General features: G+C 43.4%; 16 protein-coding genes and 1 pseudogene. 10 read left to right on the top strand and 7 right to left on the bottom strand.

Going from position 1 to position 13,550, the window contains the following annotated elements; genetic code table 11:
* The 4 genes from ACED45_RS22645 to ACED45_RS22660 form a co-directional block, all read right to left on the bottom strand.
* On the bottom strand, positions 1–779 hold a 779-nt coding region (locus tag ACED45_RS22645; protein WP_371715067.1), incomplete at its 3' end, for a flagellin.
* A gap of 296 nt (positions 780–1,075) precedes the next feature.
* A complete protein-coding gene (locus ACED45_RS22650) occupies positions 1,076–2,209 on the bottom strand; it encodes a flagellin (RefSeq protein WP_102432030.1) in 1,134 nt (377 codons plus the stop codon).
* A gap of 122 nt (positions 2,210–2,331) precedes the next feature.
* Positions 2,332–3,255, bottom strand: coding sequence for a Dyp-type peroxidase (locus ACED45_RS22655; protein WP_371715068.1), 924 nt, complete (start codon positions 3,253–3,255; stop codon positions 2,332–2,334).
* 65 nt (positions 3,256–3,320) lie between these two features.
* Positions 3,321–3,782, bottom strand: coding sequence for a DUF2919 domain-containing protein (locus ACED45_RS22660; protein WP_371715069.1), 462 nt, complete (start codon positions 3,780–3,782; stop codon positions 3,321–3,323).
* Between the two features lie 109 nt (positions 3,783–3,891).
* Here ACED45_RS22660 and ACED45_RS22665 point away from each other — a divergent pair, with 109 nt between their 5' ends.
* Both ACED45_RS22665 and ACED45_RS22670 read left to right on the top strand, forming a co-directional pair.
* The gene (locus ACED45_RS22665; RefSeq protein ID WP_371715070.1) at positions 3,892–4,236 is read left to right on the top strand and encodes a DUF2956 domain-containing protein; all 345 of its coding nucleotides are present in this window, start codon (positions 3,892–3,894) and stop codon (positions 4,234–4,236) included.
* Positions 4,237–4,248: 12 nt separating this feature from the next.
* Positions 4,249–4,581: a DUF4156 domain-containing protein gene (locus tag ACED45_RS22670; RefSeq protein WP_371715071.1), complete on the top strand. Its 333-nt coding sequence runs from the start codon at positions 4,249–4,251 to the stop codon at positions 4,579–4,581.
* A 92-nt stretch (positions 4,582–4,673) separates the two neighbouring features.
* On the opposite strand, the gene ACED45_RS22675 is transcribed toward ACED45_RS22670, so the two are convergent.
* Complete coding sequence (locus ACED45_RS22675) at positions 4,674–4,961, bottom strand: winged helix-turn-helix domain-containing protein (protein ID WP_004734273.1); 288 nt, start codon at positions 4,959–4,961, stop codon at positions 4,674–4,676.
* Positions 4,962–5,166: 205 nt separating this feature from the next.
* On the opposite strand from ACED45_RS22675, the gene ACED45_RS22680 reads away from it, so the two are divergent.
* The 4 genes from ACED45_RS22680 (at position 5,167) to ACED45_RS22695 (ending at position 7,689) form a co-directional block, all read left to right on the top strand.
* On the top strand, positions 5,167–5,514 hold the full coding sequence (locus ACED45_RS22680) for an ArsC family reductase (protein ID WP_060982502.1): 348 nt from the start codon (positions 5,167–5,169) through the stop codon (positions 5,512–5,514).
* A gap of 99 nt (positions 5,515–5,613) precedes the next feature.
* Positions 5,614–6,750: a succinyl-diaminopimelate desuccinylase gene (gene dapE, locus ACED45_RS22685; RefSeq protein WP_285954330.1), complete on the top strand. Its 1,137-nt coding sequence runs from the start codon at positions 5,614–5,616 to the stop codon at positions 6,748–6,750.
* 46 nt (positions 6,751–6,796) lie between these two features.
* Positions 6,797–7,471, top strand: a complete 675-nt coding sequence (locus tag ACED45_RS22690; RefSeq protein WP_371715072.1) for a M15 family metallopeptidase — start codon at positions 6,797–6,799, stop codon at positions 7,469–7,471.
* Between the two features lie 8 nt (positions 7,472–7,479).
* On the top strand, positions 7,480–7,689 hold the full coding sequence (locus ACED45_RS22695) for a DUF2897 family protein (RefSeq protein ID WP_019821638.1): 210 nt from the start codon (positions 7,480–7,482) through the stop codon (positions 7,687–7,689).
* A 145-nt stretch (positions 7,690–7,834) separates the two neighbouring features.
* On the opposite strand, the gene bamC is transcribed toward ACED45_RS22695, so the two are convergent.
* Positions 7,835–8,881, bottom strand: coding sequence for an outer membrane protein assembly factor BamC (bamC, locus tag ACED45_RS22700; protein WP_102432037.1), 1,047 nt, complete (start codon positions 8,879–8,881; stop codon positions 7,835–7,837).
* Positions 8,882–8,929: 48 nt separating this feature from the next.
* Positions 8,930–9,808, bottom strand: coding sequence for a 4-hydroxy-tetrahydrodipicolinate synthase (gene dapA / locus ACED45_RS22705; protein ID WP_017632493.1), 879 nt, complete (start codon positions 9,806–9,808; stop codon positions 8,930–8,932).
* Between the two features lie 374 nt (positions 9,809–10,182).
* On the opposite strand from dapA, the gene ACED45_RS22710 reads away from it, so the two are divergent.
* From ACED45_RS22710 to ACED45_RS22725, 4 genes and pseudogenes are all read left to right on the top strand, one after another.
* Positions 10,183–10,725: a glycine cleavage system protein R gene (locus ACED45_RS22710; protein ID WP_017632494.1), complete on the top strand. Its 543-nt coding sequence runs from the start codon at positions 10,183–10,185 to the stop codon at positions 10,723–10,725.
* A gap of 12 nt (positions 10,726–10,737) precedes the next feature.
* A pseudogene (gene bcp / locus ACED45_RS22715) lies at positions 10,738–11,070 on the top strand (thioredoxin-dependent thiol peroxidase); the annotation flags it as partial.
* 93 nt (positions 11,071–11,163) lie between these two features.
* Entirely contained in the window at positions 11,164–12,555 is a 1,392-nt protein-coding gene (locus ACED45_RS22720; protein ID WP_371715073.1) for a tyrosine-type recombinase/integrase, read from the top strand.
* A 4-nt stretch (positions 12,556–12,559) separates the two neighbouring features.
* On the top strand, positions 12,560–13,525 hold the full coding sequence (locus ACED45_RS22725; RefSeq protein ID WP_371715074.1) for a hypothetical protein: 966 nt from the start codon (positions 12,560–12,562) through the stop codon (positions 13,523–13,525).
* Positions 13,526–13,550 lie beyond the last annotated feature (25 nt).

Here is a 13,550-nt window from a genome sequence, read left to right on the forward strand (position 1 = left end):
CCAGAGAATGCCACTTCGCCTTCAACTTTGTTGTTACCAGTAAACATTTGTAGCTTACCATCTTCAGTTACAGACGCTTTCACAGAGTCTTGTTGACCGTTGATGTACGTTGCTAGCTCTTCGATATCGTCACCCGCTTTTGCGTTGATGTCGATTTCTTGTGCTTGACCGAAGTTATCAGTGAACGACAGTTTTAGGTCGTTAGAGCCAGCTTGAACGTTCCAATCTTTGTCTTTCGCGTTCTCAGTTTGGTAGCTCTTACCACCCATCTGAGCATTATCAGAGCGCATGTCTTTCAGTTGAAGCATTACCGCTTCACCGTTATCCGCACCGATTTGGAATGATTTAGTGCCGTGAGTACCGTTAAGCAGCTTGTTACCACCAAAAGACGTCGTTTCCGCGATACGGTTTAGTTCGTCGTTCAGTGCTGTTACTTCTTCTTGAATCGCTACACGCTCAGATTTTGAGTTTGAGCCGTTTGAAGATTGTAGAGACAAATCACGCATACGTTGCAGGATGTTCGTTGTCTCGTTCATTGCACCTTCAGCAGTTTGTGCAATAGAGATACCGTCATTCGCGTTACGTACAGCAACATCAAGGCCGCGGCTCTGAACATTCAAACGGTTAGAGATTTGTAGACCCGCAGCGTCATCTTTTGCGCTGTTGATTTTTGAGCCTGAAGCTAGACGCTCCATTGATGTTTGTTGTGCGCTGTTTGCGTTGTTTAGGTAACGTTGCGCTGTCATCGCTGAAACGTTTGTATTTACATTCACTGCCATGGTGATTTCTCCAATTGATTTTCCGGTATAGCGGTTTCCGACGTCTCGGAAAACCAAGTAGTTATCTCTAAGTTACTTTTAATAACGGCGTGATTGGCGAAACCTTTAGGAAAAAAACAACAAAATTAAAGAAATAGCGATAAAGGAGAAGAAAGCGTGACTGGCAGTAAAATTATCAAAAAAAGATGAGAAAAACACTAAAGTTGCCGAGAAGTCGGTCGAGCGACAATTTGTATTTTAATTAACCAAACGGACTGATTAAGCCGAAACACATTTATAATATTTTAGGCAATTTATTAACCCAATAAGGTTAAGGCAAGGTTCGGCGCCTGCTTTGCTTGGGCCAATATTGTGGTGCTCACCTGCTGCAAAATTTGTTGCTTAAGCATTTGAGTGGTTTCCTTGGCGTAATCAGTATCTTTAATTCTACTATTTGATGTCGCCAAGTTCTCATGAACATTTTCGAGATTATTAATCGCATGATCAAAGCGGTTTTGCATTGCGCCTAATTCAGAACGATGACTATCCACGTACTTCATCGCTGTATCCAAAATAGAGACAGCACGCTGCGCACCACCCACATCGGTCACGTTGATGTCGTCGACAGATTCGTAATAACCCGCCGACATCGAAAGTTCACTGGCTAACGAACCTGAGAAAGAGATCGTGCCGGCCGTATCTTCGCCAGACATGTAGATCTGAAGTTGCCCTTCGTCATTGACGGAAGCCGATACCAGATCTGTTTGACCATTGATGTAAGTCGCCAGCTCTTCAATGTCATCGCCCGCTTTAGCATTAATGGCGATCTCTTGAGGCTGACCAAAACGGTCGGTAAAAGACATCGTCATATCATTCTGGTTGGATTTTACTTCCCACGAGTCACTTGCCATGCCACTTGCGACATAACTAAAGCCCCCCATGTTGATGTCATCGGTGCGCATGCTTTTCAGGCCGATTTGCACCGCTTCACCAGAACTACCACCGATCTGAAATGACGAGCTACCAAAACTACCGTTAAGGAGCTTTTTTCCACCAAATGAGGTGGTTTCCGCAATTCGATTCAGCTCGTCATTTAAGGCGGTGACTTCCTCTTGAATAGCGATTCGTTCCGATGAGCTATTCGACCCGTTACTCGCTTGTAGGGACAAATCTCTCATGCGCTGCATGATATTAGTGGTTTCATTCATTGCTCCTTCTGCCGTCTGCATAATGGAGATTCCGTCGTTAGCGTTTCGAACCGCGACATCAATGCCGCTCATCTGCGCTTCTAATCGATTCGAAATTTGTAAGCCAGCCGCATCGTCTTTTGCACTATTAATACGACTCCCTGAAGCTAAGCGCTCCAAAGATTGGTTCAGCATGTTGTTGGCATTCGACAGATTCCTCTGAGCCACCAGCGCTGAGACATTTGTATTAACAGTTATAGCCATAGACCTTCACTTACAAAAAGATGAATAAAACTCACGATTGCTCTTGTATCGACTAATCCATCTAAAGCTTTAATAAAAAAGGAGCCCTGAGGCTCCCTTTGTTTATTCTATTTTGAGACGATTTACTTAACCGTTAATGTACTCAACATGTCAGTTGAAGGAGCAAAGTAGTAAGCGCCTGTCACCGCTTTAGTAAAACGAAGCAGTTGGTCTGTTTTACCATCTGTTACGCCATACATGCTCTCTAGCATCGCATCAAAGTTATGACGGACATTACAGTAAGCAATGAACAATAAGCCGTGATCGCCCGTTGCTGTGCCGTAAGGCAGGCTGTGACGAACAATTTTAAGGCCCTTGCCTTCTTCTTTAATATCCACACGACCAACGTGAGACGCCGCAGGAACATCTTCTAGCTCGATTGAATCGGGCTTAGTTCGGCCAATCACTTTCTCTTGTGCTGATACATTCAATCGGTTCCAAGCTGGCAGATTGTGCACAAAACGTTGCACCATCACATAGCTACCGCCAGCAAATTCACCTTCAGGCACAATCGCCACTTCAGCGCGCTGTGCGTCTTTCGGGTTTTCGGTGCCATCAACGAAGTCGGTCATGTCACGTGAATCTAGGAAACGGTAACCGTAGGTTTCATCAACTACTTCAACGTCCGCAGCTACTTCAGATAGCAATTTACGTAGGATGAAGAAGTGCAGATCGTGTCGATTTGAATGACAGTGAATCAGAACATCAGACAATGTGCTCGGTGCAGTGACATCACCTTCGCCAAGCGCAGGGAAATCAATGAGGTCAGACGGAGCAGCTTGCTCGAACTTATCCCAAAAAGCCTTTGAGAACGCAACTGACGCCGTTAAGTTCGCATCTGGTTGAGTTTGATTGAGCCCTTCGATTAGCGCAGGAATCTTTTGAATTTCTGCGAGTACATTAGTAGCGTTAGCATTCACTTTAAGTTGAACGTAAAGAGCGAAAGGCCCAGCTTCTGGCAAGATAGCACTTTGAACGTTAGGCTGCTCATTTGAGGAGTTAAGCATAGATTATTCCTTCCATTTTTAGCTTCTAAGTATAATTGTGAATAGGACAAATGTTTTGATGAGAATCAGTCTTCGTGCTCAACCACTTTAAAGCAATCCTTTGCTGCATGGCTATTAGTTAGATAAAGCGCTAACCATAAGAGCAGCAATAGAGTGAGACCATTTGACCAACGGAACCATCCGTTATCCAAATAGATTAAATAAATCGTATGAGAGCCTTGTGCCAAGATAGCCATCATGGTGACCCAACGCCCCCAAGATACGACTTTATTCAGGCGCTTTCTATCTGGAGATCTTAGCCCAAACAACCACATGAGTAACAAGCTAGGGATACTCAAAGCGATCCCTACATAAAACATATGATGATCTGGATAGATGATCTCGAGAATATCGGTTCCCGACTCTCTACTTGCACCTGCAACAATGAACACGACCAGCGCTTTCGCAAGAAACAGCCAACCCAACCATAATAGAATTGGGGCTTTTAAAAAGCCGTGCTTATCGTATTGTTCTATGGAGTACCGCACAAATCTCACTTTCACTTAGTTTCAAACCAACACTTTAACGCAAATCATTCATACTTAACTAGGTTTGCGTTATCTTATTGGTTAATCCGTTTTAATTATCGAACTCAGTATGAAAAAGAAAACTAGTACACCGTCTGTTGAATCTCAACAAGAAGCACTGAAGATAGCCAAAGCGACTCAAAAACCCGCTCAAACCAAAGAACAAACTAAATTGATTGCTCAGGGGATTGAGAAAGGCATTGCGCTCTATAAGAAACAGCAAAAAGAACGCAGTCGCCAAGCTGATAAAGCAAAGAAACGTGTACAGAAAGAGAAGCAGACTCAACAAGCGCACCAAGCTCAAGAGCAGGATATCGACACTAGCGTTGAAACCGCATCAAATCACGCCAATAAATTGCCGTGGCTACTATTGGTCGCTAGCTGGATAGGCTTCGCAATTTATTTGATGAAATAACAGGATAATCGTATGAAAAAGGAATTAGTCGCTTTGATTATAAGTGGTGCATTGCTAGGTTGCACGACACCGACATCAATGCCCCATAGCGAAGCTGACCAAGTAAAAATGGATTATCACGGACTGATTGATATCAACAAGTGCGATTACAAAGGGGAAGTCACTGGCAGCGAAGGCCACTGGTACAGCTATCTATTCTTCCCAAATGACACTCTGATTCAAGGCGCAATGAACGAGTTAAAATTCAACGCCATTGAATTAGGTGCAGACACAGTCATATTTACCCTTCCCCAAGACTTTGCCACTTCCGTGACCATGCTGGGCACAGCTTATTTGTGTGAGTAGATAGAAACGTAATTAGGTAGCTCAGCACTAAAATGAGCGAGATGCTACCACGACTACTTCTACTACAAAAAAGAAAGCCAGCTTTCGCTGGCTTATGCACTAAATCCAAGGCTTGTTGCTATATCGCCTTTACGCTGGATAACCCATTGACTGTCAAATGGCCCCCAGTCGGATAACTGGTAATAGCCATCATTATGACGTCGCCCATCTTGAACAAACATAAGTTCAATACCGATCCCCGGTAACGCCTTGAGTACATCTTGAATAGTACGACGAGGCCACCCCGTTTTTTCGATGAGTTTAGGCACATTTGGCCTATCAAGGCTTTCCACTAACAATGCTAAATATAGCCGCCTTGCAAAAACAGGACTCAACTCCATTGACACCTCCTATATATGTGCAGCTCAATTATTTCTTTTTTCGCTGACAACATGTTGAGGCTGATCAATAAGTCTCCAATAGTGACATTTTCTTACGCTTTTTTTTCACTCTATGAAATATTCATCACTCTATTTTGTCTGAGTTGCTGCTTCCTGATAGGATTCAACTCATAACAATGAAATAAAATCACTCAAAGGAAGAATAATGACTATCACTATGTTTGGTATCCCAAATTGCGACACTATTAAAAAAGCAAAGAAATGGCTCGAAGCTGAAGGTATCGAGTTCGAATTTCACGATTATCGCAAACAAGGCATCAACACAGAGCTAGTAACAAACTTCTGTTCTGAGCTAGGTTGGGAGCTTGTGCTAAACAAACGTGGGACAACTTATCGCCAACTTCCTCAAGAGCAAAAAGACACGTTAACGGAAGAAAAAGCAGTGGCTTTGCTTGTTGAGCAACCAGCAATGATCAAGCGCCCAATCTTAAAAGTAGATGGTAAGCTTCACATTGGATTTAAAGCAGACCAATACGCGGCTATTTTTTCTTAGGCCGTTGTATTCACATAGATAAACAACTGGACGTTGATCATGAAATCAGCGTCCTAAACATTAATGACTAGACGTTTTATTTAAACAAGGAATTCAAGGATGACAGACAGCCCAACTTTGGCTCTGGCAAAAGACCTAATCAGCCGTCAATCGGTAACACCAGAAGATGCAGGTTGCCAAGACCTGATGATTGAACGCTTAAAAGCACTCGGTTTTGAAATCGAAGTCATGGTATTTGAAGATACTACGAACTTCTGGGCTCGTCGTGGTACCGAAGCGCCTCTATTTGCCTTTGCAGGCCACACTGACGTGGTTCCAGCTGGCCCAATCGAACAATGGAACACCAAGCCATTTGAGCCAACGATTGTTGATGGCTACTTACATGGTCGCGGCGCGGCAGATATGAAGGGCTCTCTGGCATCAATGATTGTGGCTGTAGAACAGTTCATTGCCAAACACCCAGATCACACTGGTTCAATCGGTTTCCTTATCACCTCTGATGAAGAAGGTCCTTTCATCAACGGTACGGTACGTGTTGTTGAAACGTTGATGGCGCGCGGTGAGAACATCGACATGTGTATTGTCGGTGAACCATCAAGCACTGAGTTTGTAGGTGATGTAGTGAAGAACGGTCGTCGTGGCTCTATCACAGGCGACCTAACGATTAAGGGTACACAAGGTCATGTTGCCTACCCTCACCTTGCGAATAACCCAGTACACAGCTCTCTGCTTGCAATCAACGAGTTGGCAACGACTGAGTGGGATAAAGGTAATGATTACTTCCCACCAACCAGTTTCCAAATCCCAAATGTAAGCGCGGGCACAGGGGCTTCAAACGTTATCCCCGGTGAGTTCAATGTTCAGTTTAACCTCCGTTTTAGTACCGAGTTAAGCAACGACATCATCGTTGAACGAATCACAACTACGCTAGATAAGTACGACTTCGAATACGACCTTAAATGGACATTCAATGGTGACCCGTTCTTAACAGACGCAGGCTCATTACTTGACGCTATTGTCGATGCAGTAGGCGACGTAAATGATGTTAAACCTGCGTTACTTACAACAGGTGGGACATCTGACGGACGCTTTATTGCACGCATGAAAGGGCAAGTCGTAGAACTAGGCCCTGTGAATGCAACTATTCACAAGGTTAACGAATGCGTGAAAGTGGCTGATTTAGAGAAGCTAACCGACATGTACGAAAAAACATTAGTGAACCTGTTCGCTAAATAGTTCTTTTATCAGCGATTCATAGCATCTAATTCTTGAGAGGCACGTTATGACACCAGAGCAGCTAACCGGACAATCAGATTCTCACCTAGAACCTAGCCTGATCGGTACCAAGACCTTCTTGGTTCACAGTGAGGTTAAGAATGACCTAAACAATTTGATTGAAGCTGCTCAACTCGCTGGTTTTAAAATGGAGATTGCCAGTGGCTTTCGCGACTATGAAAGACAATCTTTGATTTGGAACCGTAAGTTTTCTGGCGAAGCTCTGATATTAGATTCAGAGAGCCAACCACTTGATGCTTCAACACTGACTGAACATCAAAAGTTGTCGGCTATCTTGAGATGGTCTGCGCTTCCCGGTGCGAGTCGTCACCATTGGGGTTGTGACTTCGATGTCTTTGCTCGTAACCTCTTACCTGAAAGCACACAGCTGCAATTAGAACCATGGGAATACCTTACCGGCCACCAGCAAGCGTTTTACCAATGGCTATCGGTTCATGCTGAACAATTGGGGTTCTTCTTCCCTTACAGTCAAGACCTGGGTGGTGTGGCGATAGAACCTTGGCATATTAGCCATCGTAACGTTTCGGAGTCGTGTTTATCACAGTTATCTCCCACTTTACTTGGCAAGCAACTCCAATCTAAGCCAATATTAGGGTATGAGATTATTATGGAGCAGCTAGACGAGATCTACGCACGCTTCGTAGCGAATATCAGTCATTAGGAGCGCTTATGTTGGAGTGGCTTACAAACCCTTGGGTTATCATCATCATCGTGGTTAGCGTCGTGGTGGGTAACATCGCAGCTCTTAAACAGACTGCCAATATGGATCTGACAGGTCGTGGTAAAACAGAGCGAGATTTAGATAAACTCAATCGCTTGGATAAACTTAACCAAGAGAAAGCTGAAAAAGAAGAATCCAAAGACAACAAAGACGCATAGCTTTTTACTTTGGGTATCCACTTGATTAACTAATAGTCTGATAACAACGAACACAAAAAAAGAGGACACTATGTGTCCTCTTTTTTATTGGCTTTAGCTAATCACAGAGCTGATTGAACCCAGCTCTGTGACTGCTTAAGTGCTACTACTCAGCTTTCGCTTCTTTGTCATCTTTGGTCTGGTCAGCAATATGCGCTAGTACCGGAACCATTGACTTAAGCAGCTCTTCTTCTACTGGCTTACCTGATGCATCCGTTACGTTAATCGACGTACGGTTACCAAGGTCACCAAATAGGAAGTTGTAAGTGCCTGGCGCTAAATCGATAGGCTGTAGGCCAATTTCTTCCCAGAACTCATCATCTGGTGCGGCGTACTTAGCTTTCACTGTACCTTGAGACTGGTTGCGCTCTTCAAGCTCAAAGCCCATAGCAGGCAACAAGTTTGGCAGACGCTGCCAGAATACATTGTATGGTGTACGAGCAATAATCACAGGGAAACCACTACGGTCAGCACCCATTGAGATCGGAATACGCTTCACCAACTCTTGTGCTTTCAAAGCTGCTTCAGCACGAAGGTTTTCATCGTACTTAGCCATCACTAAGTTAGTTAAGAACGCGTTGTAACGCTCTTTATTGGTTGCCGTTACTGGCTTCTCTTCAGTACCTTCACGCCAATCAATAAGGTTAATCTTAAAGCCATGACGGTTGTTCGCTTGGAAACGAGAGATAGAGTAGCGGCTGCCAAGCTCTACGTCTTCATCTTCAGAAACCCAAGTTACCCAATCAGTCTCAATCTCATTCTCGGATTGCTCACGAATACCAATACCACGTTGAGCTAGCATATCTACTGCTGTTTGCCACACTCTGTCTGCCTCTTCAGCACGAAGAAGCCATAATGTCACTTCACCATTTTGACGCTCAGCGCGAGCACCCGGGATCAATTCAAGAACCTGTTGCGGTGGGCGAATATCAACTTCACGACCTGTACCACCACTGAACTCACCGCTTGGGATGTCAAAATTTGGGTAGAACTGAGGCTGAGCATCTTCAGGCAACTGCCATTGTGAAAACTCAGGTGTTTCTAAGTATTCGAAATCATCTTTGGCTTGGCGACGTTGAGTCGGGCTGCCAGAACATGCTGTAAGAACGAAAACAGCCAGTGACCCAATCACTAGCTGGTGAGAATACTTCATTTATACTCCTAAATGCCGAAAGTTCGCTTCGGCATCACTTCATACGTTTTAGTAAATGCACGCTTCAGTCATTGCTTGAGCAACAACAGGTTGAGCTGGTTCTGACAGTTCAGTCAGCGGTAGACGTAAGCCACCTTCAGCGATCAGACCCATTTTATGAACCGCCCATTTTACGGGAATAGGGTTAGATTCAACGAACAAATTCTTATGTAGAGGCATCAAACGCTCATTGATCGCTTCTGCTTCTTCAAACTTACCTTCTTTTGCTAGCTTGAACATGGTTGCCATATCAGCGGCTGCAACATTATTCGTTACAGAAATCACGCCATCGCCACCACGCTTAACAAATTCTAGACCTGTTAAGTCATCACCACTTAGTAAGATAAAGTCTTCGCCACAAAGTTCACGGTGAATTGCAATTCTGTCGAGATCACCCGTCGCATCTTTAAGTGCAACGATGTTTTCGATCTCAGCAAGGCGAGCAACCGTTTCTGGCAACAAGTCTACAGCAGTACGACCAGGAACATTGTATAGGATTTGTGGAACGTCACTGACTTCAGCAATCGCTTTGTAGTGTTGGTACAAACCCTCTTGAGTCGGTTTGTTGTAGTAAGGCGTTACGCTCAGACAGCCTGCAATACCAGAACCATTCAACAAACGGCTGAATAGAACAGATTCGTGAGTTGCATTTGCACCTGTACCAGCGATAACGGGAATACGACCATCAGCAAATTCAACGATCTTGTTGACGACTTTGACATGCTCTTCAATTGTGAGTGTTGAAGACTCACCTGTTGTGCCAACCGCAACCAGACCATCACTACCTGCAGCAACATGGTGATCAACCAACTTTTTAAGGCTGTCGAAATCCACTTCGCCATCTGCGTTAAATGGCGTAACTAGCGCAACGATACTTCCTGAAAACATGTCTATCTCCCTTAATTTATTCTTTTTGCATGTTACTGTAAGCCAATCAATAAACACAAGACATTAAAGTGGCTTACCGGCAACATCTGCATTAAATATTGTCGTATGTTTGAGGTAAAACGACTTCTAACAGCGTTCTACCTAGAATTTGGGTAACCTGCGCTCAATCTAGCGGATAGCACCTAACTGGATGTCAGTAACAAGTAAGCTGTGATCTCATCACTCTATCTCGTTTTTTAACGCACCTGACATTCTTATCATTGGTTACATGTTAGAAGCAAGGTGGCTCATAAAAAGCCCCTTACGCACGCTTATTCCACAAGCTAACTGTGCTAACATGCATGAATCAATGGAATATAAAGAGACGTGATTTTATGACTCAACATCTAGTAATCACAGCTGTGGGCACTGATCGCCCAGGTGTATGCAACCAAGTGGTTCATTTAGTCACCCAATCAGGCTGTAACATTATTGATAGCCGTATCGCTCTGTTTGGCGAAGAATTTACGCTTATCATGCTACTGTCTGGAAAGGCAAATAACATTACCCGCGTTGAAACCACCCTGCCCTTGCTTGGCCAAGAGCACGACTTGATTACGATTATGAAGCGAACCTCGCCTCATGATGTTATTGAGAACTCCTACACGCTGGAAGTTTTCGTTGAGTCAGACGACAAACTCGGCCTGACCGAGCAATTCACTCAGTTCTTCGCAGACCGCAATATCGGCCTCGACTCGCTTAGCGCGCAGACCATCAATAAGTCCAAGGTTCAGCTCGATAACGACCAATTCCATATCTCTATTACCGCTTCTGTGCAATCAGAATGTAATTTGATGCAGCTACAAGAAGAATTCAATTCGCTGTGTCAGAGCCTATCAGTCCAAGGCTCGCTCAACTTTATCAAAAACAGTCTTTAAAAAGGAAATGTCATGAATACGCTAACGGCTGGTGTTCCAGCACCTGCTTTTTCTCTTCCAGATCAAGATGGCAATATCGTATCTCTTGGTGACTTCAAAGGTAAAAAAGTACTTTTCTACTTTTACCCAAAAGCAATGACTCCGGGTTGTATTGTGCAAGCTGAAGGCCTGCGTGATATCAAAGCACAGCTTGATGACCTAAATGTGGTTGTTTTAGGTGTAAGTGTTGACCCTGTAAAACGCCTACCAAACTTCGTTGCGAAGAAATCTCTAAACTTCACACTGCTGTCTGACGAAGACCACAGCGTTGCTGAGCAGTTTGGCGTTTGGGGCGAGAAAAAATTCACCCCTGATTTTTTTTAATGACAAGGAACCTTGATTGTTCTTTATGACGAACTACCTTTTGTATATGGATGACATATATAGGTTCGTTTCGTTATGGAAACATATGAAGAGAGACATTCTGACGCATATAATGACTACCGATTGCTTTCCATCGAGGTTGATACTTTAGCAAAGCTAAAATTCTCAGAGGGTTTCAATGCTGACTCTGATGAAGTACCTCTCTTTCCCTACCTATCCCCATCCAAGTTTCAATCACGCCGAAAGAAAACCGATATTATCCTTGCTCCAGATGGAAGTGTTGTTTATCCACAATCTCTTTATCTGGTTTCCAAGCTACGAGGTGAGGGTTCCGTCAAAGACACCGACTCAATCGCCAAAGGGTTACTAGCCTTCACGCGATACCTAGACTCTACCCATTACACGCGAGTTGATGACGAAGGAATTGAGATACCACCAGAATATTTAACTTATAAAACAGTTACAAAGTATGAAGAAGAAGGTGCCCCATGGCGCTTCGCAGAGCACCTTCTAGCGAACTGTCGAGCTAAAGGAAAAGCTAAAGGTGACGAAGCGTACTCGCTTAGTACTGCAAGAAACTATATGGGCGCTGTCATTGGTTTTTATAAATGGATGCAAAAATACGGCTACCTTAAAAATGATGATGACCATGTTTTAACACACTTTAGCGAAAGTGAGGTTTACGCAGACCTCAATCAGCACGACATGCTTGCCCATACCAAATTTTACGAAAAACGAGTATATGAAACATCGAACATCATGAAGATGTTCCCAAAAAACGCTCAAACACCTGCACATCAAAAGCTGAAGCCTATGACATTTGATCATAAAGAACTGTTCTACCAACATTTTGATATGTTACCAAAAGCAGTTCGCCTTATGCTCAGGCTTTGTGAAGAGGCAGGGCTTAGGATTGATGAAGCCACTCATTTTCCTGCTCATAACATTGGCGACAAAGATTGCAGTGAGCTAGACGTTGTACCAGTGCATATCTCACATACCAAAAACAGTAAGCCCCGTACGATTGAAATTCCTATTGCACTTTATGGGGAACTAGAACAATTCAAAGAAAGTAATCAACGACAAAAGAATTTAGCTCGCCGAAAAGAACAGTTCGATTCCAACAAAGAAGGCACCACCAATTACCTCTTTACTTCCAACAAAGGACGGCCATATACAGAAAACACTCTGGAAGTACATTTTGGCGTACTAAGAAAGCGTCTCCAAACAATAGACCCTACCTGGTACTACCGAATCCATGATCTACGCTCAACGTTTGCCACACATTGGCTTGAGAATGAATATAGAAAGCGGCAAGTTGTCTATGAGTACCTAATGGATGAGTTAGCTTCGCTAATGGGACACTCAAACACCGCAACGACGGAAAAGTACATAAAGTTCATGAATAAGTTTGATAACCAATTGAAAGTAGCAGTGAGTAAAAACAATAAAATAAATGGGGAGTAGTAACATGACAAAAAGCCCATTAGCTAAAAACTCAAAGACCAACAAGCACGTTAGAAATAGTAAAAATGTTATTCCGTTGCGACTAACTATCCCTTACAAGGACAGCATACACAGAACGGTAACAGAGTTTGATATATCGCATTTGTTGCACCTTAGTGCCAATAGCAATAACGATAAAATTGAAAGCCGCACACCTTACTTACGAAACTTTTGCAAACAAGCCAAGCAATACGTTGATAACGGTAACTCTACATCATCAACAGCTAGTATTTATAGTAACTTAAGGTCTTATATTGTCTGTTGTGACGCCTTAAAAATTAGCCCTTTTTCAAAAGAAAGTTATTTAAAATATGCTGGGAATGGTGGTGAATTAAGGCATCGCATTAGAATGTATCACCCATCCCAAAAGCTATGGGAACGGCAACATGACGATGAAATTGGTATCAAAGAGTCTACTGCAGGAAACTCAGCCACATTCCTTCGTACCGCTCTCACCTGGTGCGGACTACCAGCTAATTCATGGGCAAACCTGCATCGCGGCTTCGCTTGCGAAAATACACCAAACGATGGCTACTCTAATACTGAAGAAAGTATCCTCGTAAATCGCCTAAGTGAGTTATTTTTTACATTGGCTCCACAGCTTATTGCTGCAAAAAAAGAAAACTTACCACTACCTGATAAGTTACATGTTCCAATTAATGTGGGTGGATATCAAGAAACCATTTCAATTGAAACATCTGTCAAAGCCAGCAACTTAGGTCAAAGTAAAAACGGTACTTCTGTCAATCATAGCTCTGCCTTTAACATGACGATGGGAGCAGCTTATCATCTGATGTGTTTTTTCACCTCCCTAAACGATAGCGACATAAAAAGCATCGCCCACCCAATTACAATCCATACCGGTGATCGTGATAAAAGTTTAGAGATAGTTAAGGTATCAAGGGCTTTGTTTCCTAAATCAGGGAACTAATGCTTAAAGCTACGATCAGATCATC

The organism is Vibrio crassostreae, from assembly GCF_041439375.1.
GTDB classification, from domain to species: Bacteria; Pseudomonadota; Gammaproteobacteria; order Enterobacterales; family Vibrionaceae; genus Vibrio; species Vibrio crassostreae_D.